This window comes from Dactylosporangium sp. NPDC049140 (assembly GCF_040648435.1).
On sequence record NZ_JBEZDS010000093.1, the window covers coordinates 1 to 19,723 of the forward strand.

The following is a 19,723-nucleotide window of genomic DNA, read 5'->3' on the forward strand; positions in this document are numbered from 1 at the left end:
TGTCGCTCATGCTGTATCCCCCTGGGATGTCGTTGTCGCTGTTGAGGAATACGTTACGGAGCTTCGCCGGCCGTCGAATCCCGGAAACGTGCCACGGCCAGGAGCCGGGCCAGCCGCGCGTACCCGTCGGCGCCGTGGCCCGCCGCGACCGCCCGCTCGAACAGGGCCCGCAGTGCCGGCAGCGGCCCGGGGCCGACGCCGAGGTCGGCCGCGGCCGCGGCCACGTGGGCGATCGCGGTCCGGGCCGAGCCCAGGCTGGACGGGGTGCCGGGGTACGTGTCCTCGGCCAGGTTCCGCGCGTACCGCCGCGCCATCTCCGGCAGCAGCGCGCCGGCGCCGCCGGCGAACCGCGCGAACAGGTCCAGGTCGAGCCCGGCGGCGAGGGCGAGCGCGAAGGCGTGCAGCAGCCCGCCGGTCGCCGTGGTGAACAGGTCGAGCAGCGCCATCTCGTAGGCGGCGGCCGTCGCCGGGTCGGGCCCGAGGTACACGGTGTTCGGGGTGAAGCACCGCAGCACCGCCGCATGCGCCTCGAACCGGGCGCTCTGTCCACTGTAGAGAATCGTGGCGGTCGGCGAGCCGATCGCCGGGGCCGGGGTGAGGATGGCGCCGTCGAGGTAGCCGAGGCCCCGCGCCGCGGCCCAGGCGGCGGTGGCGCGCGCCTCGCCGGCGTGGCCGCTGCCGAGGTTGACGAGCACGCCCGGCCCTTCGGCGCCGTCCAGCGTCCGGTGTACCGCGGTGCTCGAACGCATCATGGGGGGCTGACCCCGGGGGCTAGCCCCCCGAAAACCCCGGGCGAATTCGGGAGGCAGCCCCAGTGCCGGGCCCGGCCGCGGCCGGGAGCCTGAAGACATGCCGCAGATGCGCGTGGTCAAAGGACTTCTCGTCGCCGTCATGCTCGCCGGGAGCGGGCTCGTCGGGGGCGGTGCGCAAGCCGGCGCCGCGGCCGGGGTACCGCGGCCGGGGTTTGCCGTTGCGCCGTCGCTCGTGCAGCGCTGGGCGCCGATCCACCATCAGGACGTGGACGCGCACGGCCGGCACGCCGCGGGCGGGCGGGCCGACGAGATCACCCGGGTGGACTTCGACGGCGACTGGGACGGGCGCGACAACTGGGAGCACGCCGGCGGCGCCGCGGCGGCCGCGTACGCGTACGCGTCGGTGGTCGAGACGGGCACCCATTGGTTCCTGACGTACCTGTTCTTCCACCCGCGGGACTGGACCAACCGCCCGTTCTTCGACTCCGAGCACGAGAACGACGCCGAGGGGGTGCTGCTGGTGGTGGCGAAGGACGGCACGCCGTACGGGCGGCTGCGCGCGGCGATCACCGTGGCTCACGCGAACTTCTTCTCCTACGTGCCGCCCGGCAGCCCGTGGCGCGGCGGCGGGGAGACGGTCGACGGCACCCTGCCGATGCAGACCTCGACCCGCGACGGGCTGGCGCACCCGGTCACCGAGCAGGAGGCGCACGGGCACGGGCTGCGGGCGTACCGCGGGCGCTCCGGCGGCGTCGTGTACTACCCGGCCCCGGCGGCCGAGGTGCCCCGCGGCCCCGGCGACACCGACGTCGGGTACGCCCTGATCGACGTCTTCGCCCCGGACGGTCTCTGGGCCCACCGCGACGACCCGGCGCTGTTCGCGGCCCCGGGCACCTTCGCCGGCGACGCCCCGCGGCGCGGCCGCGACGCGTGCGGGCACGGCACGTTCCGGTGCACCACCGACTCGGCGCACGCCCCGTGGGGCTGGGACGATCACGACGACGTCCCGGGCCGCGGCGAGCTCGCGACCGACCCGGCCCGGGTGGCGGCCGCGTACTTCGCCATCCCGGAGCCGTTCGCCCGGACCTACGTCGCGAACACTTTCCGGGACTCCGGCGAACAGGGGTTGTGAGGGAGACGGACTTGATACCGCCGGAGACCGACGCCGACCTGCTGCAGGACCGGTTCGCGGACGTCTTCGACCGCCACTACGAGCACATATACGCCTATGCGGCGCGACGCCTCGGCCCCGACCTGGCCGAGGACGTGGCATCGGAGACGTTCCTGGTCGCCTACGACCGGAGGGCCGGCTTCGATCCGGCCCGCGGTGACGTGCGCCCGTGGCTGTACGGGATCGCCTCGAACCTGATCATGCGGCACTCGCGGGCCGAGGCCCGCCGCTACAAGGCCTACGCGCGGCGCGCCGAGCCGGACACCGGGCCGGACGAGGCCGAGCTGGTGCCGGGGCGGGTCGACGCCGGCAGCGCCCGGGCGGGGCTCGCCGCCGCCCTCGACCGGCTGTCACTGGCCGACCGCGACGTGCTGCTGCTCGTCGCGTGGGCCGGGCTCACCCAGGCGGAGGCGGCCGTGGCCCTGGGCATCCCGCAGGGCACCGCGCGCTCGCGCCTGCACCGGGCCCGGCAGGAGATGCGCAAGGCCCTGGATTCCGACACGGAGATGGAGCGGTGATGGACGAGATGACGGCGCTGCGGGAGGCGTTCGGGCCCGATCCCGAGCCGGCCGCGGGCACCCGCGACCGGGCCCGGGCGGCCCTGCTGCGGCACATGGAGCCCGCCCCGGTCGCGGCCCCGGCGCACCGGCGCCGGCGGTGGCCGCTGCGCGTGGCGCTCACGGCGGCGGCCGCGGCCGCGGCGGTGATCGGCGTCGTGGCGGTGGAGAACTTCGGCACGGTCGACGACAGCGGCAAGGGCTACAGCACGGCCGGCCTGCCCTTCCCCAAGCCCGCCAGCGCCGCCGAGGTGCTCACCAACGCGGCCTGGGCCGCCACGCGGAAGCCGTGGGCCGACCCGCGGCCGGACCAGTTCATGTACAACGAGTCGCGGCAGCTGCGCAACGAGGTCGCGTACGAGCGCGACCACCCCAACGACCCGATCGTGCCCGGCCGTACCCGCACCATCACCCTCCAGGAGTGGAAGCGCATCGACGCCCAGGTGATGGCGACCAACGAGGGCGGCGAACTGAGGGTGTACCGGCAGGGCGGCGACGTCACCTGGGGGCAGCTGGACTACAACCAGCTCAAGACGCTCGACACGCCCGACAAGGTGCTCGCCTGGGACAAGGCGCCCAAGAACTACGGCGTCGTCCTCGACGCGCTGCTCGGCCAGTACGTGCTCCCGCCGAAGGTCGAGGCGGCGTTCTACGGGGCCCTCGCGCGCGGCGAGGACGTGCGGCTCAACCCGGACGCGGTGAACCTCGACGGGCGGCCGGCGATCGGGCTCGGGCGGGTCATCGCGGGGTACCTCGCGCAGGAGCTGCTGTTCGACCCGTCCACGTACCGGCTGATCGGCCAGCGCGAGGTCGCCGTCGCCGAGCACCACGAAACCGACGAGCACGGCGACGACGACTTCACCCCGGTGGGCGCCCTGCTCCGCCAGGTGATCTACACCCGGGCGGTCATCGTCGACCGGGTCGGCGCGACCGGGTAACGCCGTTTGACAGCACGGTTAGGGAGTTGGCAAACTCTCTAACCGTGCTCGACGTCGAGGTCCTCAAGGCACTGGGGAACGAGAAGCGGCTCGCCGTGCTCGAGTGGCTCGCCGACCCGCGGGCGCACTTCCCCCCGCAGCGCGACGGCGACCTCGTCGAGGACGGGGTCTGCTCCGTCTACATCGCCGGGAAGCTGGGCGTCAGCGCGCCCACCGCGAGCGAGCACCTGAGGCTGCTGACCGCGGCCGGCCTGCTGCGGGCCCGGCGGATCAGGCAGTGGACCTTCTACCGCCGCGACGAGGAGCGCATCGCGGCGGTCAAACGGATGCTCGCGGAAGACTGGTGACGGCGTGTACGAGAAGCTGATGGCCCGGCTGGACGAGGGCGGCGCGCGGTACCGCGTGATCGACCACGCCCCCGAGGGCCGCACCGACGAGGTGAGCGCCCTGCGGGGCCACGAGCCCGCCTGCGCCGCGAAATGCCTCGTGGTCATGGTGAAGCTGGGCAAGAAGACGAGCCGCTACTACCTGGCCGTGGTCCCCGGCGACGCCCGGGTCGACCTGGCCGCGCTCAAGGCGCTCGCCGGCGGCACCTACGTGTCGTTCGCCTCCACGGACCGCGCCGAGGCGCTGGCCGGCAGCGCGAGCGGGACGATCCTGCCGTTCAGCTTCCACCCCGACCTGACCCTCGTCGCCGACCCGGCACTGCTCGAGCACCCGGAGCTGTACTTCAACGCCGCCCGCCTGGACCGCTCCCTCGCACTGAACAGCGAGGACTACGCCCGGCTGGCCGATCCGCACCTGGCCCCCATCACCCTGGTCTAGGTATATGACGGATTCCGTTATATGCTTCATCCATGCCCCTCAAAGAGTCGGCGTTCCTGATCCTCTCCGCGCTCGCGGCCGAGCCCACTCACGGCTACGGCATCATGAAAGACGTCGAGCAGCAGTCGGACGGCGCCGTGCGGCTGCGCCCCGGCACCCTCTACGCGGTCCTGGCCGAGCTGGCCGAGGCGGGCCTCATCGAGGTCGACAGCGAGGAGGTGGTGCAGTCCCGGCTGCGGCGCAACTACCGGCTCACCGCCCCCGGCGCGCAGCAGCTGGCGGCCGAGGCCGACCGCCGCCGCGCGGCCGCGAACACCGCCGGGCGCCGCCTGCGCAACAGCGGCCTGCTCGCCGGCGGAGGTGCGGCATGACGGCCCCGCTGGAGGCCCGCTACGAGCGGTTGCTGCGGGTGTACCCGGCCGCCTTCCGCCGCGTCCACGGCGAGGACATGCTCACCACGATGCTGGCCGACGCCGGCGAGGGCCGCCGCTGGCCCCGCCCCGGCGACGCCGCCGACATCCTCTTCCACGCCCTGCGCCAGCGCCTGTTCCGGCGCCCGGGCGGCGGGCTGCTCGACTCCGGCTGGTCCGACGCGTGCGCGCTGCTCGGCCCCGTGCTCGCGGTCGTGCTGGCGACGCTGCGGCTCACGGCCGCGGCGCGCCGCGCATTGTCGGGGCTCTCGTCGCAGTGGGCCACGCCGCCCCACGTCCTCAACCCCGGCGCCACCGTCCTGCTCCTGGCCGGCGCCTGGGCGCTCGTCGCCGCGGCCGCGTTCGCCGGGCGGCGCCGGATCGCGGCCGGGCTCGGCTGGGTCGCGCTGCTCATCGAGGCGGTGACGCTGCTGCGGCGGTTCCCGGACGACCCGGTGGCGGTGGTGTACGGCCTGTGGTGGCTCGCCCTCGGCCTCGTCGCCACCGTGGCCCTCACGGCCGCCGGCCCGCGCCGCCCGGGGGCCGTCGCCGGCCGGTGGCGCCTCGCCGTGCTCCTGGCCGCCCCCGCCGTCATCGGCGCCGTCCTGGCCGTCGGCGGCTCCGGCCTGCTCATCGACTACACGCGGGGCGGCTACAACGCGTTCTACCTCCAGGACCTGCCCGGCCTGCAGTCCGCCACGTCCGGCTGGGGGCTGGAGGGGGCGGACGCGACCCAGGTGGACCTCATGCTGCTGGCCATCCTGGTCGCCGTGGTCGCGGGGTCCGTCGCGGTCGCGCGGCTGCCCGGGCCGGTCCGGCGCCGGATGCTCGTGGCGGTCGCACCGGTGGCGACCCTCGCGGCGCTGGTCGAGCTCGGCTTCAACGGCTGGGCGGTGTCGAACGTGCACATGGGGCACAACATCCCGCTCGTGGCCGGGCAGTGGGCCTCGCTGGTCCTGCTGCCGCTGCTCGTGTTCCTGCTCGGCCTGTGGTGGGTGCGCCGGCGCGACGAGACCATGCGCCTCGCCGCCCTCGGCGCGGCCGCCGAGCGCGAACGGAACTAGGGGCTGCATCGAAGTGGGGGCCGGAGCGAGGCGAGGCTCAGGCGTCGGCTGGGGCCGCGCCGGGCGCGCCCCGATACCGGGGTTGTATCGGGGTGTGACCGGTGTGGTTCCAGCCGACGCCTGAGTCCGCCGCAGCCCGGCCATCCACTTCGATACAGCCCCTAGCCTCGCACGCCGGTCGCCAGGGCATCCTCGATGGCGCCCCGGGCCGCGGCGCGGAGGGCGGCGAGGTCCGCGAAGGACGACGGGTCGAGCGCCGGCAGGACCTCGACCCGGGCGTCGATCCGGTCGCGCAGGATCAGCCCGTGCTTGGGCAGCGCGCGGCCGGTCCCGTGCACGGCGATCGGCAGGACCGGCACGCCGTGGCGCCGGGCCAGCTCGAACGCGCCGTCCTTGAACCGCTGCAGCTCGCCGTCGGGCGTGCGGCTCCCCTCGGGGAACATCATGATCGGGCAGCCCGCCGCCAGCAGCCGGTCGCAGGCCGCCATCATGCTCCGGACGGAGTCGCGGTCGCCCCGGCGCAGCGCGACATAGCCGTTCAGGCGCATGTTCCAGCCGATGAACGGCAGTTTGAAGATCTCCTGTTTCGACACCCATTTGAACGGGCGGAACAGCGCGAACAGCACGATGATGTCGATCAATGAGGCATGATTCGCGACGAGCACCGCGGGGCCGCGCCACGGCAGCCGGGCGCGCCCGGCGACCCGCAGCCGCCACAACGGGTTGATCCAGATGTAGGACACCGCCCAGACGCTGGTGTACAGGTGCAGCAGGAATCGCCGGCGGTCGAACGGCAGCGCGATGATTCCGACAATCACCGCACCGACGAAGTAAATCGGGCAGGTCACCGCGATTATCACCCAATAGGCGACCGAGAACACGCGCAGCATGGTGTCGATTGTTGCGCGGATTTGCCATGCTGGGGAAAACAAAAAACGCGGAGGCGGTACGGGTGGATCACCGTCAATGGCGAAGTCGATGGCGCACCATTCGCCGGCCGTATCGCCGGGTCCGGGTCCCGCGCGGCCGGGCCCGGCGGATCTACGAGCGGCTGTGCGTCCTGACCTGGCGCTGGGGCTGGGTCGTGTGGGTCACGATCGGCGTCCAGGTGGCCGGCAACCTGGCCTCCTCGGCGCTGGTGTCGCCGCCGAACTGGCTGCGGTCCCTGCAGGACACGCCGCTGGGCTGGCTGCTGACCCACCCGACGATCGCGGTCCTGGCCTTCGCGCTGCTGAGCATCGTGACCGCGGCGGTGTTCGCCGGCAGCCATCCGGGCCTCCTGCGGCGGATGCCCGACGCGCGCCGGGCCTACCTGACCCGGGTGATCAAGGAGCACGAGCAGATCGCGCTGACCGGCATCCCCGAAAGCCTCGTCTCCGACAGCGTTAGCCTCGACCAGATCTTCGTGGAGCCGGCGTTCCTGCGCCGGGCGGTCGCCGAGTACCCGCTGACCGCCGACGAACGGGCCAAGCTGCGCCGGGCGCTGGACTCCCCGTCGGCCGAGGAGGTCGAGCGCATCCTGTCCGGCATCGAGCGCAAGCGCGGCGGCATCGGCGGCGACGAGCGGTACTCCCTCGGCGACGTGCTCGGCCAGCTCGAGCCGGAGAAGCCGATCCTGGTCATCCAGGGCAAGCCGGGCGCCGGCAAGAGCACGCTGCTGGCGCGGATCGCCCTGAACCTGGCGCGCCGCAGCCGGGGCGACGCCGATCCGCTGCCGACCGTGCCGGAGCCGGTCGCCGTGCCGATCTTCGTGCAGCTGCGCGAGTACGCCGACGCGTGCGCGAACCGCGCGCCGGAGGCCGTCAGCCTCCGCGAGTTCATCGGCATCACCGTCGGCCGGTGGACCATCGACAACGTCGGCGAGTACCTCGACTCCGCGCTGCGCAGCGGCGCCTGCACGGTGCTCATGGACGGCCTCGACGAGATCAGCGACATCGCCGAGCGCAAGGCCGTGCAGCGCGCGATCCGCGACTTCGCCCGCAACTACGCCCCGGCCGGCAACCGGCCCGGGCGGCCGTTCAACCGGTTCCTCATCACGTCCCGGCTGGCCGGCTACGACCAGCACGCGTTCCCGGACGCCGCCGCGCACGTCACCATCGCCGACTTCAGCATCGAGCAGATCGACACCTTCCTCACCCAGTGGAACCACGCGATCGGCCGGTGGGACCCGGAGCTGCGCCTGGCCCGGATCGCCGACCGGCCCGAGCTCGTCGGCCAGCGGGCGGCGGCCGAGATCGCGCGGCTGCGCGATCTCATCAACGGGCGGCCGGCGCTGCTGGAGCTGGCCGGCAACCCGCTGCTGCTGGCCCTGCTGACCGTCATGCACCACAACCAGGTCGCGCTGTCACTGCGCCGCAGCGAGATCTACGGCACGATCGTGCGGACCATGCTGGAGAGCCGCAACACCACGACGCAGCTGCCGGTCGTGCCCGAGGAGGCGGCCATCGCCAAGCTCGGCCCGCTCGCCGTGCGCATGCAGTCGGCCCACTCCAACAACCTCGCCGACCGGCCGACGGTGATGGGCAGCGTCTCCGACGCGACCCGCCGCTACGCGCCCGGCGAGGACTCCTCCGTCCCCGCGGTCGAGGCGTTCCTGCAGCTGGTACGCGTCCGGGGCGGCGTGTTCGGCCGGCGCACCGAGGAGTACTACGGCTTCGCCCACCGCAGCTTCCAGGAGTACTTCGCGGCCCGCTACCTGCTGCGCGAGGCGCTGCTGGACCCCGGCCCCGGGGCCGCGGCCCTGCTCGCCCTGGCCCGGGACGACAGCGGCGTGTGGCGGGAGCCGTTCGTGCTCGCCATCGCCTGCGCCAGCGACCTCGACAGCGACGGGCCCGAGCTCGCCAACCGGCTCCTCGGCGAGCTGATGGACGGACCGGCCCCGCGCACGCCGGGCGACGTGATGCTGTGCGCCGAGTGTCTGGTCGACGTCCGCCCGGGAACGGCCGCCCGCGACCTGCAGCGGCGGATCTGCGCCGCCCTGCTGGACGTCTACGCCGCCGCGCACGCGGCCCACGACTGGCCGACCTGCAGCCGTGTCGAGCAGGCCGCGCACGGACTGCTGCTGCGACCGCAGCGGCGCACCGGATCGCTGTCGGCGTTCACGGAGGTGGTCGCGGCGACCATCGACACCGACGGACCACTGCTCGAGCCGACGACGGCGTTGCTGGCCATGGTTGCCGGCGAGGTGGCCCACCACTCCGCGGAGGCGCTGATGCCGCTGGTCCCGGCGGTGATGACGCTCGCCGGCGCGCCGGCCGTCGGCGCGTTCCGCCCGCGGCCGGGCGTGCGACCGGTCGCGCCCGACGTGCAGGGCTACTGCGTCACGGTACTGTCGCTGCTCGACGCCCAGGGGCCGGCCGGGGCCGAGCTCGCCCAGGTCCGGGAGCGGCTCGGCGGCCGCCCGACCACCCTGGAGATGGCCGGCCGCATGTCGCTGCTGGCCCGCGCGCTGCTGACCCCGACCGTCGCGCCGGTCCGCAAGGACATGAACGAGCGGTACCGCAGCGCGCTGGACGCGTGGCGCGGCCTGCTGCGCGGCACCGACCAGGTCGGCGGCCGGGCGGTCTCCGCCGCGGTGGACATCCACCGGCGCCTGCTCGACGCGGCCGACCAGGTGCGCTACCCGCTCGCGGCAATGCTCGTCGAGATGCTCGAACGCGCCGGGCGGGGACCCCACGGCGAGGAGGTGGCGATCGGCCGGTCGTACCTCGCCGAGCAGATGCGCGCCGGCACGTTCCTGCAGTACCGGATGGCCGCGATGCTCTGGACCGCGGTGCTGGACGACGCCCCGAGCCAGGAGGCCCTCGCCGCCCTGCTCCGCGAGCAGTTCACCGGCCCGGACGGCGACCGGCAGCTGTTCGCCCGCTGCTACCTGGCGATGCTCTGCGACGACAAGCGCACGTCGTCCTACACCGACTACCTCGAACGCATGCGCTCGGTGCTGCGCCACGACCGGTTCGTGGTGCGCAGCGCCGAGGACTTCCGCGACCTGCACCGCCTGCGCGACCTGCAGGCGCTACGCGGCCTCGAGTACACCCGCTTCGCGCGCTACATGACGTACCTCGGCTATCTGCGGTCCGTCCGCGGGCTGCACTTCATGCGGGCCGCCCGCGTGCAGCGCCCGCTGGTCGCGTCGTCCGCCGTGGCGTGCAAGGCGCTCGCCGACCTGCAGGCGTGTGCCCAGGACGCGAAGGAGACCTGGAAGGCGCTCGACCTGGTCGGCATCGTCCGCGACTGGGTCACCAGCCGGGCCGGCGAGCGCGACGAGGCCGAGCCCCGCCCCACCGTGGTCTGCGAGGCCGTCGGCGACATGCTCGCCGGCCTCGACCGCGGCGAGCTGGCCGGCTCGATGCTGTCGCTGCTGGAGGACTGCCTCGACGTCGAGCCGACCCTGGCCGAGTTCCCGGACCGGCTGGCGCCCACCGTGCGCGACAAGCACATCGCGGAGATGCTGCTGCGGCTCGCCGACCGCCCCGACGAGGGGCTGCAGCCCCGCTGACGCCCACTTCCCCGCGCTGGAGGCCCCGATGACCGTGACCCGGGTGGACGATCCGCTGACCGAGCGCACGATCCGCGTCCTCGACGCGGTCCTGCACGACTACGGCGGCCGCCGGTTCGCCGTGCGCGACTGGAACGGCCGGCGCTTCGACCCGCCCGGCGACGCCGAGTTCACGCTGGTGCTGAACCGGCCCGGCGCCCTGCGCGCCATGTTCTTCCCGCTCAACGACCGCACGTTCGGCGAGGCGTACGTCATGCGCGACATCGACGTCGAGGGCGACCTCGTCGCCGCGATGCGCGTCGCCTACACGATCATCGAGTCGCCGGTGCCGGCCACCGCGCGGGCCCGGCAGCTGCGCCTGCTGCTGTCGCTGCCCCGGGCGGGCTCCGGCCGCCCCCGGGAGCTGCGCGTCAGCCTCGCCGGCCGGGCCCACTCGGTCGCCCGGGACCGGCTGGTCAACGACTTCCACTACAGCCGCTCCAACGACTTCTACCGGCTCTGGCTCGATGCGTGGATGGCGTACACCTGCGGGTACTTCCGCACCGAGACCGACACCCTCGACGCCGCCCAGGTCCAGAAGTTCGACCTGGTCTGCCGCAAGCTGCGGCTGCGGGAGGGCGACCGGCTCCTCGACGTCGGCTGCGGCTGGGGCGGCCTGGCCATCCACGCCGCGAGCCACTACGGCGCGATCGTGCACGGCGTCACCAACAGCACGGCCCAGGCCGAGCTCGCCACCGAGCGCGTCGCCGCCGCCGGCCTGAGCGGGCGCTGCCGGATCGAGCTGACCGACTTCCGCGACCTCGACGAGGCCCGGCGGTACGACCGCATCAGCTCGGTCGGCCTGGTCGAGCACCTCGGCCCGGCCGTGTGGCGGACGTACCTGGCCAAGGCCTGGCGCCTGCTCGAACCGGGCGGCACCCTGCTCAACCACGGCATGACCGGCAAGGCCGGCGAGCCCATCGGCTCGCCGTTCCTCGACGCCTACGTCTTCCCCGACGCCCGCCTCATGACGATCGGCGCCACCGTCCGGGCCGCCGAGGACGCCGGCTTCGAGGTGCTCGACGTCGAGAACCTGCGCCGGCACTACGCCCGCACGATCCGTAGCTGGCGCGAGCGCCTCGACGGCGCCGAGGCGCAGGCCGCGGCGATCGTCGGCGACCGGACGGTCCGGGTCTACCGGATCTACTTCGCCGGCCTGGAGCACGCCTACCGGCGCGGCCGGATCAACCTGCACCAGACGCTGCTGCAGAAGTCCCCGGGCGGCGCCACCGACCTGCCGATGACCCGCGAGGACTGGTACGGGCCGGCCTAGGCGCGGTCGGCTCGCTGGCTCCGCTCGCCGAGCACGGTGCGGAACAGCGCCTCGCGCAGCGCCAGCTCCCGCGGGTCGTCCCAGAGGTGGAAGCCCGCGCGGTTCATGGCGTACGCGAAGCCGACGCGGGTCTCGGGGTCGGCGAACCCGAACGAGCCGCCGGCCCCGGGCGTGCCGAACGCACGGTCGCCGGCGGCCCCGAACCGGAAGGCCGGGAACGGCTTGATGTAACCCAGTGAGAACTGGGTCGGCACCCGCAGTACGACATCCTGAAGGCCGCCGCTGGGCGCCTCCGCGGGCCGGACCAGCGCGTCCAGGGTCGCCGGGCCGAGCCCGAGGACCGCCCCGCCGGTGGCCGCGTCGCCGTAGGCACGGGCGATCGCGCGGACCTCGCCGGTGCCGTTGGCCGCGGGCAGCTCCAGCCGCCGCACCTCGGGGAGGTTGTAGTTGCCGGTCTGGCCGAGCACCTTCGGATTGGTGAACGAGCGCGCCGTGACGCTCCTCGGGTTGAGGAAGCCCAGCACGAACCCGCGCGGCATGGTGCCCATGTGCAGCAGCATCTCGGCCGGCTTGAACCCGTGGATGTGCGCGATGCGCTCCGGGTCCACGGAATCGGGCACGCCGATGTGGAACTCGATGCCGAGCGGCGCCGCCACCTCCTCGGCGAAGAACCGGCCGAGCGTGCGCCGCCCGGGGTCGACGCGGCGGATGAGCTCGCCCTCGTACCAGCCGAGGGAGATGGCGTGGTACCCGTGCCGCGTCCCCGGGGCCCAGGCCGGCCGCTGCGCCGCGAGGGCGGCCGCGACCACGTCGAGGTCGGCGAGGTCCCCGACGCTCAGCGGCCGGTCGATCGCGGGCAGCCCGGCCTGGTGGGCGAGCAGCTGCCGGACCGTCACCGCGTCCTTGCCGGCGGCGGCGAACTCGGGCCAGTACCGCGCCACGGGCGCGTCGTGGTCGATCCAGCCGCGGGCGTGGGCGAGCGCGAGCGCGAGCCCCGACACCCCCTTCGTCGTGGAGAACACGGTGACGAGCGTGTCCTCGCGCCAGGGCTCGCGGCGGTGCCCGTCGCGGTAGCCGCCCCACAGGTCGACGACCTTGCGGCCGTCGCGGTACACGGCGCAGGCGCCCCCGATCTCGCCGCGCTCGGCGAAGTTGCGCCGGAACGCATCGGCGACCGGACCGTACCCCTCGTCGGCGTCGCCGCCGACGAGACCCGGCGGAACGTCCACCTTGAACACCATGCCGCGGGACGATACGCCGCCGGGTGATCTTTTGACATTGGCCGTGCATCTTTTCCGGCCTCACCCGGCCAGGTGGTAGCGGGTCACCACCACGCGGCCGTCGAGCACGCGCGACCCGTCCGGCTCCACGTTGAGCCGCCGCCCGGGCTCGGCGAAGAGCGGACGGCCGCCGCCGAGAACGACCGGGTGCACCGCGATGTGGTACTCGTCGATGAGCCCGTGCGCGGTGAGCGCCGCCGCGAGTCCGCTACCCCCGGTCAGCAGGATGTCGGCCCCGTCCCCGGCCTTGAGCGCGGCCACCTCGCCCGCGAGGTCGTCGCGGATCACGCGGGCGGTCCAGTCGTCGCCCTCGTACGTCCGCGAGCACACGACCTTCGGCGTGGCCCGCCAGAACGGGGCGAACGCCCGGGTGTGCGGGTCGTCGCTCATCGACTCGGCCTGCGGCCAGAAGCCGACCATCATCTGCCAGACCGGGCGCCCGTACAGCAGCGTGTCGACCCGCTCGTCGAGCGCCTCCGAGTACGCCGAGAGCTCCGGCCCCATCACCGGCCAGTCGAACTCCCCGTCCGGCCCGTCGATGAACCCGTCGACGGAGGTGTGCACCCAGTAGATGACCTTGCGCATGTTCCCGCTCCTTCGTGTCCGGTCCTTTGCCCATCGGTCGGAGCCGCGGACGCCCGCTCGACACACCCTTGCGGACATGTGCGCACAATTTCTGTGTGGGATCGAAGCCACTGCTGTTCCTCGACGTCGACGGGCCGCTCATCCCGCTCGCGCACCGGGGCGCCGACCCGCACCCGGCCGCCGCGGCGGCCGCCGCGCGGCACGGCAACCCGCTGCTCGCCCGCGTCGACCCGGCCGACGGGCCGCGGCTGCTCGCGCTCGGCTGCGACCTGGTCTGGGCCACCACCTGGGCCGCCGACGCCAACGAGGTCATCGGCCCGCTGCTCGGCCTGCCGCGGCTGCCGGTCGTCGCGTGGTCCGCGGACGACGAGGTGGACCCGGACGGGCGGCACTGGAAGACCAGGGACGTCGTCGCCTGGGCGGCCGGGCGGCCGTTCGTCTGGGTCGACGACGAGATCACCGCGGCCGACCGGACCTTCGTCGCCCGGCACCACACGGCCCCGGCGCTGCTGCACCGCGTCATGGGCCGGGCCGGGCTCACCGCCGCCGACTTCGACGCCATCCGGGACTGGGCCGCGGCCTGAGCGGACGCTCCAGCGGCACGTAGGCCAGGCCGCGGGCCACGCGCTGGTGGGGAGCCAGGCCGCCGATGTCCTGACGACGACGGTGTGGTCGCGGGCGACCTCGCCGAGCAACACCCCGGTGGCGTCGCGCTCGTCCTGGCTCATGCCGGCGACGGGCTCGTCGAGCAGGAGCAGCCGCACGTCCTGGACGAGCAGCAGGCCGATCTCCAGCCATTGTTTCTGGCCGTGCGCAAGGGTGCCGGCCAGCCGGTCCCGCTGGGCGGTGAGGCCGATGGTCTCGAGGGCCTGTGCGGCGGCGGCCGGCACGGTCTTGCGCCGGCGGGCCAGGGTGAGCGGGCCGCCACTGGCGCCGGGCGCGATGTCGAGGTTCTGCAGCACGGTGAGGTCCTCGAACACCGCCGCGGTCTGGAAGGTGCGGCCGATGCCGAGCCGGGCGATCCGGTGCACCGCGAGACCGAGCAGCTCACGGTCCTCGAAGCGGACGGAGCCGGTGGCCTCCACCAGCCCGGTGAGGGCGTCGACGAGGGTGGTCTTGCCGGCGCCGTTGGGGCCGATGAGGAAGCGGATGTCGCCGGGCGGGACGTCGAGGCTGATGCCGTCGACGGCGGCGAAGCCGTCGAAGACGACCGCAGGTCGCGGATCTGCAGACCGGTCATGCCGTTTCTCCTGCCGGCTCGGCCACAATGGACGGTGGGCGCTGCGCGGCCCCGGCCCGCCGGCGCCGCCGCACGAGACCCGCCACGGGCGCGAGACCGCCGGGCAGGAACGCCACGACGAGCACGAACAGCAGCCCCTGCAGGTAGGTCCACGCGGCCGGGAACCGCTCGGACAGGGCCGTGCGGGCAAGCCGGTCGATCGGCGACCACCGCGAAACGGCTACGGGCCAAGGCTGACGAGCTTGCGCGCGCTTGGGCGGAACAGGACCGCGAACACCGGCGCAGTTGCGCGGAGTTCGGCCTCGCAGCCGACGAGGATTCGCTCCTCGACCTGAAGAGCCGGGCCGACAAGGTGGTCGACGGATATCGCCGCCGCACCGGAATTAACGGGCTCCCAGCCGCGAGCCCCCGCACAGCCCACGGCCGCCGCTGCCCACGGACCCAGCCGTGGCCAGCGCGCTCACATCTACTTTTCAGGTCGAAGTAATTAGGGCGCACCCGGCGGATCTTGCGACCCCCGCGACTGCGGGCCGTCGGCATGGGCATGGGGCGCCATTGCCTCGAGCCGACTCTGGCGCCACCCAAGATCCGCCGGACAGAACCTGGCGGTGAGGCGCTCTAAATCAGTGGACCAGCGCCGCTGTGCGCCACTACCGTGCTGCCGAGCCAAGTCGTCTAGTCAAGGACGCGCCGTTGTACACCCTGTGAGACCTCCCGAGCGCTGATTCGTCGCGCGTCGCACATGTGCGCCGCGATCCTTTCCTGCTGCGGACTTCTCACTGAAACCGGTGTACTTCTATGCTCAAACACGGAACTGTCGTGCCCACCTGCCTGCCGCTCGTACTCCACCGTTCCCACGCGTGCGCGTCCGAGCGCTTCCAGGCAAGCGGTAATTTTCGCGTCACCGCAAACCACAAGCTCCTCGACGCCTGGCTCCTCGTGCTCTGCACCGCCTGCGGGGACCCTGCGAAGCCCACGGTCCTGGAGCGGATGAATATGCGGCTCCACACGACCCGAGGTGCTGGACCGGCTGCACGGCAACGACGCCGGCCTGACAGCCGAGCTGCTCCATGGTTCGGTCGTGCAATGCCGCAATGGCTTCACCCTCGACTGGGACAACGCCTGGCGCCTCGACACCGGCGGATCGGATCGCTTTGACCGTGAGGTGATCGACGTCTCGGTCCGCCTTGCGGCGCGGATCCCGGTCCGGCCGGTGCGACTGATCGCCGAAGGCTGCGGTCGTTTGCGGGCCGAGATCGAGAGACTGATCAAGGAGGGAAACTCGTTTCGGCAATCCGGCTGGGTGGCAAGCACTCCGGCGACTTCACCTTCACGCTCAAGCGCTGAGCCCTCCGCGGGACCCGGGGCCTGTCCGGCAAGATCCGTCGGGCAGGCCCGAGCGCGAGCGCGGGTCTGGAGACGGCCGGGTCCCCTTCGTGCAATAGCTGCGGCGACTGCAGGCAGTCGCCGACGCCGCACTGTCCCACCTGGGCGTGAAGGATCTGCTGCGGGAACTGCTGGAGAGGACCAAGGACCTCCTGCACGCCGACATCGCGGCGCGGCCGCCGTGCCGGTGCTGTTCAGTAACGGGCTCGCCGCGGAGCACGCGGGTGTGGATTTCGGCCGCCTCGACTGCTTCCAGCTCGTCAACCGGAACGTGTTCGTGCAACGGTACGATCAACGGCCGGAGATTCGCGGCTCTCAGCTCGGCGATCTCTGCGGCCAACGCCGGCGTGAGCAGTCTCGGGCTGGCCGGCATCAGTTCGTGCGGACCGCCGACCCGCCGCGTGAACGTCGCATCCTCAAACAGGATCAACCCGCCACAGCGCTCGTAGAACCGCCGCAGATCGTCAGTGAGAATCACTCCTACGGGCAGCAGCGGCAATCCGGCCGACGGCAATAGCCGGCACCCGGGCCGAGCGGCGACCTCACCCAGCAGGCGGGTCAGGACCGCATCGGACGTTGGCCGCGCAGACATCACGGGCCACAACTTACCGGCCGTCGGTCGGATCGATGCCGGCCAACGAGCCGAACCGCGTCATCCTGATCTGCCGCCGATCGTGCGCGTCGACTCGCCGATGATCGTCGCGCTGCGTACGCCGTCCAGGGCGGCAGGTGTCCTGCTGACGGCCGACGGGGCGCTGTCCGGGATGTGCGGGGCCGTGCTGGGTGGCGCGTTCTGTGGTTGCGGCGTGGGAGCCGCGCCGACCGATACATCGTGACAGTGGTTGCGGTCCCGCAGCCTTCGCCAGGCGTGAGCACTATCGGGGTGGCCGTCTCCACATGTAGTTGGGCGGCACCTGTGAGAAGGTCGGTGCGCTGGCGAGCGCTGCGAGGCCGACGTGCCGCGGAACCACTGCGGCCCGCGGAACGGACGCGGAACATCCGGCGAGGACGACCTCCACCCTCGCGGCTTCGCCGGCATCATCCGCAACATTGCACAGATCCGACCAATCCACCGAGTCGAGCATCGACACGTAGCACCAGTCGTCGTCGATGAGACCGACGATGACGCACTCAATGCTGCCCTCGTCTGATGCCCAGCTGAACGTTGGGCCACCGTCGGCGGCAGTCGCGGCGTAGACGGCCGCGAGTTCCTCGGACGGGATGACCTGATCCTCAGGGCCCTCCAGGGTGAACATCTGCCCTCAACATGTCGGCCGGTGTTGCTGGACGCCAGCCGAGTGCCTTGCTCAGCCGGGCAATCCAGTGGTGGAAGGACCAGCATAACGAGGAAGCGGCCCTCTTGATCAGGTGCACGGATATGGTTCCGACAGTGCTCGTTGATCTCCGGCGGCTATCACCCTGCGTAGGCAGGCCTAGTCGTCCGCGTGGCTGTGCGTGCGCACATAGCCGATGAGCGTTCGGAGGACGATCGCGGTGACGGCATCGCCGGGAAGTCACGATGCGGGCCGCTGCTCCTGGAAGTCCCAGCCACCCTCAACGCCGGCAACTTCTGACTCCGGAATTCGGGCAACCGCGATGACGGCAGTCCCGGGATGACCGTTGGGGCCGCTGACCACACGAACCTTCGACTGTTCCGCCGGATCCGCTCGGACCATGACCACGAACTCGTACATGCCGGCCTCTTGGCTGAACATGTCAGCCCACAGTTCCAAGCAAGCGCCAGAAGTTAGCGTTACCAGCCAACACGACGGCGGCCCGGCCACAAACTCCATGGCAGCGATCGTAGGCTCGTGGCGGGGCCGTTGAGCGCCGCGGCGGGTTCGGCTGTGAACACCGGCCATGTGGTGCTGAGTAGCGGCGCTTGATCCGGCTGGGTCTTCACGAGGAGGCATGCTAACGGCGAGACGCTTCGGCGGCGCACTCATTTGCCGCTGATCGCGCGTCTTGACCGGCATCGAGGATCGCTTCCCCGGCGATAGGACGGCACTCCGGTTACGCACTGTGAAGACAGAACAGGAGAGATCCAGCCGACTGTCACCCGTCAAGTGAAGCTGATGTGTAACAGATCAACTGGAGCCCGACACGGCCGCGCATCGGCTGTCCGGTCTCGGGACCTGCGTGACACATCGGTATCAGACCTGCGTGACACTTGGCGGGCTGATGGTGAAGCCGAGATCGGCGGGCGGACTCGGAACACCCATCTGCGATGATGCTCCGCTATGGACCTATACGGGCTGTTTCGCCGCGAAGCGATTGAGCGGGGCATTCCGGCGGATCAGGTTGACAGGTTCGCCGACCACTTGCGATTCGCGATCTGGCTAGGTGGCGGCGACCACGGCGAGGATGTTGTCGGGCAGAGCGGCGGGCTGCCCCGGCTACCTGTCGGCACGGAGTGGCCGTCCGAGCGCGGGATTCCGTTGCCGTTCGTCGCGTCCCTCGACTGCGCGGCCCTTCCGAAGGTCGAGAAGCTCCCCCTGCCGGTGGACGGCTCGCTGCTCTTCTTCCTGGACCCTGAGCCAGCCTTTGACGCATGGTGTCGCGGCTACGACGCGTACGCGCGGGTCCTGTACGTCCCCGCAGGCACCGAGACAGCGGTCCGGCAGCCGTCGTCCGACCGTGAGATCCGGCGCCCCTACCCCGAGTACAGGCTTTATGCCCACATCGTGCCGGAGCTGCCACCCGGGCTCGAGCCCGACGACGAGGACATGGACGACCCCCTCATGTTCGCGTCGGACACCGTGAAGCAGCTGGTTAGTGAGCTGACGCACACCGATGAACTCATCGCACTGGTCCAGGATCTCTGGCCGACGGACATGGGCCGGTCATCCCTACGCATCGGTGGATACACGCGAAGAATCGGAGGCACGGACTCCCCGGAGGAGCATATGGCGCGTGACAGCATCCGGGCCCGATTGAAGACCGAACCTGACCTGTCGCGGTCCGAGAGGATCCGCTGGCGCCTCGAAGAGGTATCCCGACTGATTCAGGAGTGGGTGCCGCTCGCCCAGTTCCCCACCGAATACGAGGTCCACTTCGGACGCTTCTTGATCAGATTCGACGACCTGGCCGCCGGCCGCTTCGACAAGATGCGCTCATTCCCCGGGTTCACCGAATAGGCCGAGAAGAGCTACCTCACCGACTTCGATGCAGGCCCTAGCCGGACGTGTCACCCACGTCCCGAGACTGATCCGTCACGCAGGTCCTGAGACCCGACACGGCCGCGCATCGGCCGCGCATCGGCGCCTGTGCAAACTTTCTGTACGTCTTCAAGGCGGCCCGAACCGGGCCGCACGCACCGCCGCCGGCTCGCCTGGCCGCTCGCCGACGACCAGGCCCAGGCCCACGCCCGGCGGCTGGTGCTGATGATCGGATGTTCTGCTCGACGCTGCGTCTCGGCCGGTGCGTTCCGCAGGTCTACCACCGTGCGCACGCCCGCCGCCTTCGCCGCAGCCCACCCTTCATCGGTCAGGTGCTCTGGTGCCGCCGAACGGAACACCTTCCCGAACGGCGTGCAGCCGCCGACGCGCAACGCTCGACCACCCAGGTCGCGCACGTTCCGGCCACCTGACCAGTGCAACACGTCCATCATCGCCTCCGCTCAAACGACTTCCAGACCGTTCACCATGGTGCTTCACCACGGGCAGTGCCAAACCGAGCACGGCGCACCCTCATGCCGCGACTGGC

At 72.1% G+C, this 19,723-nt stretch carries 19 protein-coding genes and 3 pseudogenes; 14 read left to right on the plus strand and 8 right to left on the minus strand.

Annotation, left to right across the window (positions count from 1 at the left end):
* Nucleotides 1-53 precede the first annotated feature (53 nt).
* Nucleotides 54-752: a hypothetical protein gene (locus AB0B76_RS56950; RefSeq protein WP_360394211.1), complete on the minus strand. Its 699-nt coding sequence runs from the start codon at nucleotides 750-752 to the stop codon at nucleotides 54-56.
* Nucleotides 753-849: 97 nt separating this feature from the next.
* On the opposite strand from AB0B76_RS56950, the gene AB0B76_RS56955 reads away from it, so the two are divergent.
* Genes AB0B76_RS56955 through AB0B76_RS56985 form a run of 7 tightly spaced genes read left to right on the plus strand, consistent with a single transcriptional unit; the run spans nucleotide 850 to nucleotide 5,717 of the window.
* The gene (locus AB0B76_RS56955; protein WP_360394214.1) at nucleotides 850-1,884 is read left to right on the plus strand and encodes a hypothetical protein; all 1,035 of its coding nucleotides are present in this window, start codon (nucleotides 850-852) and stop codon (nucleotides 1,882-1,884) included.
* Nucleotides 1,885-1,895: 11 nt separating this feature from the next.
* A complete protein-coding gene (locus tag AB0B76_RS56960) occupies nucleotides 1,896-2,441 on the plus strand; it encodes a sigma-70 family RNA polymerase sigma factor (protein ID WP_360394216.1) in 546 nt (181 codons plus the stop codon).
* Entirely contained in the window at nucleotides 2,441-3,418 is a 978-nt protein-coding gene (locus AB0B76_RS56965; RefSeq protein ID WP_360394219.1) for a CU044_5270 family protein, read from the plus strand. Before AB0B76_RS56960 ends, AB0B76_RS56965 begins: the two co-directional genes overlap by 1 nt.
* Before the next feature lie 26 nt (nucleotides 3,419-3,444).
* The gene (locus AB0B76_RS56970; RefSeq protein WP_360394222.1) at nucleotides 3,445-3,765 is read left to right on the plus strand and encodes a transcriptional regulator; all 321 of its coding nucleotides are present in this window, start codon (nucleotides 3,445-3,447) and stop codon (nucleotides 3,763-3,765) included.
* 4 nt (nucleotides 3,766-3,769) lie between these two features.
* Nucleotides 3,770-4,243, plus strand: a complete 474-nt coding sequence (locus AB0B76_RS56975) for a YbaK/EbsC family protein (protein WP_360394225.1) — start codon at nucleotides 3,770-3,772, stop codon at nucleotides 4,241-4,243.
* A gap of 32 nt (nucleotides 4,244-4,275) precedes the next feature.
* Entirely contained in the window at nucleotides 4,276-4,614 is a 339-nt protein-coding gene (locus AB0B76_RS56980; protein ID WP_360394227.1) for a PadR family transcriptional regulator, read from the plus strand.
* Nucleotides 4,611-5,717, plus strand: coding sequence for a hypothetical protein (locus tag AB0B76_RS56985; protein ID WP_360394230.1), 1,107 nt, complete (start codon nucleotides 4,611-4,613; stop codon nucleotides 5,715-5,717). Before AB0B76_RS56980 ends, AB0B76_RS56985 begins: the two co-directional genes overlap by 4 nt.
* Nucleotides 5,718-5,878: 161 nt before the next feature.
* Here the strand turns inward: AB0B76_RS56985 and AB0B76_RS56990 are convergent, their stop codons facing one another.
* Nucleotides 5,879-6,607, minus strand: coding sequence for a lysophospholipid acyltransferase family protein (locus tag AB0B76_RS56990; protein WP_360394233.1), 729 nt, complete (start codon nucleotides 6,605-6,607; stop codon nucleotides 5,879-5,881).
* Nucleotides 6,608-6,669: 62 nt separating this feature from the next.
* Between AB0B76_RS56990 and AB0B76_RS56995 the strand changes: the two genes are divergently transcribed.
* Nucleotides 6,670-10,215, plus strand: coding sequence for an NACHT domain-containing protein (locus AB0B76_RS56995; RefSeq protein WP_360394236.1), 3,546 nt, complete (start codon nucleotides 6,670-6,672; stop codon nucleotides 10,213-10,215).
* 28 nt (nucleotides 10,216-10,243) lie between these two features.
* The gene (locus tag AB0B76_RS57000) at nucleotides 10,244-11,527 is read left to right on the plus strand and encodes a cyclopropane-fatty-acyl-phospholipid synthase family protein (protein WP_360394238.1); all 1,284 of its coding nucleotides are present in this window, start codon (nucleotides 10,244-10,246) and stop codon (nucleotides 11,525-11,527) included.
* On the opposite strand, the gene AB0B76_RS57005 is transcribed toward AB0B76_RS57000, so the two are convergent.
* Both AB0B76_RS57005 and AB0B76_RS57010 read right to left on the minus strand, forming a co-directional pair.
* Nucleotides 11,524-12,768, minus strand: a complete 1,245-nt coding sequence (locus AB0B76_RS57005; protein WP_360394241.1) for a serine hydrolase domain-containing protein — start codon at nucleotides 12,766-12,768, stop codon at nucleotides 11,524-11,526. The genes AB0B76_RS57000 and AB0B76_RS57005 overlap by 4 nt on opposite strands.
* Before the next feature lie 60 nt (nucleotides 12,769-12,828).
* Nucleotides 12,829-13,392, minus strand: coding sequence for a dihydrofolate reductase family protein (locus AB0B76_RS57010; RefSeq protein ID WP_360394244.1), 564 nt, complete (start codon nucleotides 13,390-13,392; stop codon nucleotides 12,829-12,831).
* A 95-nt stretch (nucleotides 13,393-13,487) separates the two neighbouring features.
* On the opposite strand from AB0B76_RS57010, the gene AB0B76_RS57015 reads away from it, so the two are divergent.
* Nucleotides 13,488-13,976, plus strand: a complete 489-nt coding sequence (locus AB0B76_RS57015) for an HAD domain-containing protein (RefSeq protein ID WP_360394247.1) — start codon at nucleotides 13,488-13,490, stop codon at nucleotides 13,974-13,976.
* A 207-nt stretch (nucleotides 13,977-14,183) separates the two neighbouring features.
* Here AB0B76_RS57015 and AB0B76_RS57020 read toward each other — a convergent pair.
* A pseudogene (locus tag AB0B76_RS57020) lies at nucleotides 14,184-14,822 on the minus strand (ATP-binding cassette domain-containing protein); the annotation flags it as partial.
* A 608-nt stretch (nucleotides 14,823-15,430) separates the two neighbouring features.
* Here AB0B76_RS57020 and AB0B76_RS57025 point away from each other — a divergent pair.
* The 3 genes and pseudogenes from AB0B76_RS57025 to AB0B76_RS57035 form a co-directional block, all read left to right on the plus strand.
* Nucleotides 15,431-15,622: pseudogene (locus AB0B76_RS57025) on the plus strand (DUF1062 domain-containing protein); the annotation flags it as partial.
* A gap of 28 nt (nucleotides 15,623-15,650) precedes the next feature.
* A pseudogene (locus AB0B76_RS57030) lies at nucleotides 15,651-15,854 on the plus strand (DUF1062 domain-containing protein); the annotation flags it as partial.
* A 345-nt stretch (nucleotides 15,855-16,199) separates the two neighbouring features.
* A complete protein-coding gene (locus tag AB0B76_RS57035) occupies nucleotides 16,200-16,535 on the plus strand; it encodes a hypothetical protein (RefSeq protein ID WP_360394260.1) in 336 nt (111 codons plus the stop codon).
* Between the two features lie 358 nt (nucleotides 16,536-16,893).
* On the opposite strand, the gene AB0B76_RS57040 is transcribed toward AB0B76_RS57035, so the two are convergent.
* Nucleotides 16,894-17,274, minus strand: coding sequence for a hypothetical protein (locus AB0B76_RS57040; RefSeq protein WP_360394250.1), 381 nt, complete (start codon nucleotides 17,272-17,274; stop codon nucleotides 16,894-16,896).
* 258 nt (nucleotides 17,275-17,532) lie between these two features.
* On the minus strand, nucleotides 17,533-17,811 hold the full coding sequence (locus AB0B76_RS57045) for a hypothetical protein (RefSeq protein WP_360394252.1): 279 nt from the start codon (nucleotides 17,809-17,811) through the stop codon (nucleotides 17,533-17,535).
* A gap of 447 nt (nucleotides 17,812-18,258) precedes the next feature.
* Here AB0B76_RS57045 and AB0B76_RS57050 point away from each other — a divergent pair, with 447 nt between their 5' ends.
* On the plus strand, nucleotides 18,259-19,155 hold the full coding sequence (locus AB0B76_RS57050) for a DUF1963 domain-containing protein (protein WP_360394255.1): 897 nt from the start codon (nucleotides 18,259-18,261) through the stop codon (nucleotides 19,153-19,155).
* Nucleotides 19,156-19,205: 50 nt separating this feature from the next.
* Here the strand turns inward: AB0B76_RS57050 and AB0B76_RS57055 are convergent, their stop codons facing one another.
* Entirely contained in the window at nucleotides 19,206-19,628 is a 423-nt protein-coding gene (locus AB0B76_RS57055) for a tyrosine-protein phosphatase (RefSeq protein WP_360394257.1), read from the minus strand.
* Nucleotides 19,629-19,723: the final 95 nt, after the last annotated feature.

Excerpts from the sequence above, each read along its gene's own strand:
- AB0B76_RS56990 (WP_360394233.1), bottom strand. The coding sequence starts at position 6,607 with ATGCTGCGCGTGTTCTCGGTCGCCTATTGGGTGATAATCGCGGTGACC.
- AB0B76_RS56950 (WP_360394211.1), bottom strand. The coding sequence starts at position 752 with ATGATGCGTTCGAGCACCGCGGTACACCGGACGCTGGACGGCGCCGAA.
- AB0B76_RS57005 (WP_360394241.1), bottom strand. The coding sequence starts at position 12,768 with ATGGTGTTCAAGGTGGACGTTCCGCCGGGTCTCGTCGGCGGCGACGCC.
- AB0B76_RS57010 (WP_360394244.1), bottom strand. The coding sequence starts at position 13,392 with ATGCGCAAGGTCATCTACTGGGTGCACACCTCCGTCGACGGGTTCATC.
- AB0B76_RS56955 (WP_360394214.1), top strand. The coding sequence starts at position 850 with ATGCCGCAGATGCGCGTGGTCAAAGGACTTCTCGTCGCCGTCATGCTC.
- AB0B76_RS57055 (WP_360394257.1), bottom strand. The coding sequence starts at position 19,628 with ATGATGGACGTGTTGCACTGGTCAGGTGGCCGGAACGTGCGCGACCTG.
- AB0B76_RS57045 (WP_360394252.1), bottom strand. The coding sequence starts at position 17,811 with ATGGAGTTTGTGGCCGGGCCGCCGTCGTGTTGGCTGGTAACGCTAACT.
- AB0B76_RS56985 (WP_360394230.1), top strand. The coding sequence starts at position 4,611 with ATGACGGCCCCGCTGGAGGCCCGCTACGAGCGGTTGCTGCGGGTGTAC.
- AB0B76_RS57000 (WP_360394238.1), top strand. The coding sequence starts at position 10,244 with ATGACCGTGACCCGGGTGGACGATCCGCTGACCGAGCGCACGATCCGC.
- AB0B76_RS56965 (WP_360394219.1), top strand. The coding sequence starts at position 2,441 with ATGGACGAGATGACGGCGCTGCGGGAGGCGTTCGGGCCCGATCCCGAG.
- AB0B76_RS57050 (WP_360394255.1), top strand. The coding sequence starts at position 18,259 with ATGGACCTATACGGGCTGTTTCGCCGCGAAGCGATTGAGCGGGGCATT.
- AB0B76_RS57040 (WP_360394250.1), bottom strand. The coding sequence starts at position 17,274 with ATGTTCACCCTGGAGGGCCCTGAGGATCAGGTCATCCCGTCCGAGGAA.
- AB0B76_RS56980 (WP_360394227.1), top strand. The coding sequence starts at position 4,276 with ATGCCCCTCAAAGAGTCGGCGTTCCTGATCCTCTCCGCGCTCGCGGCC.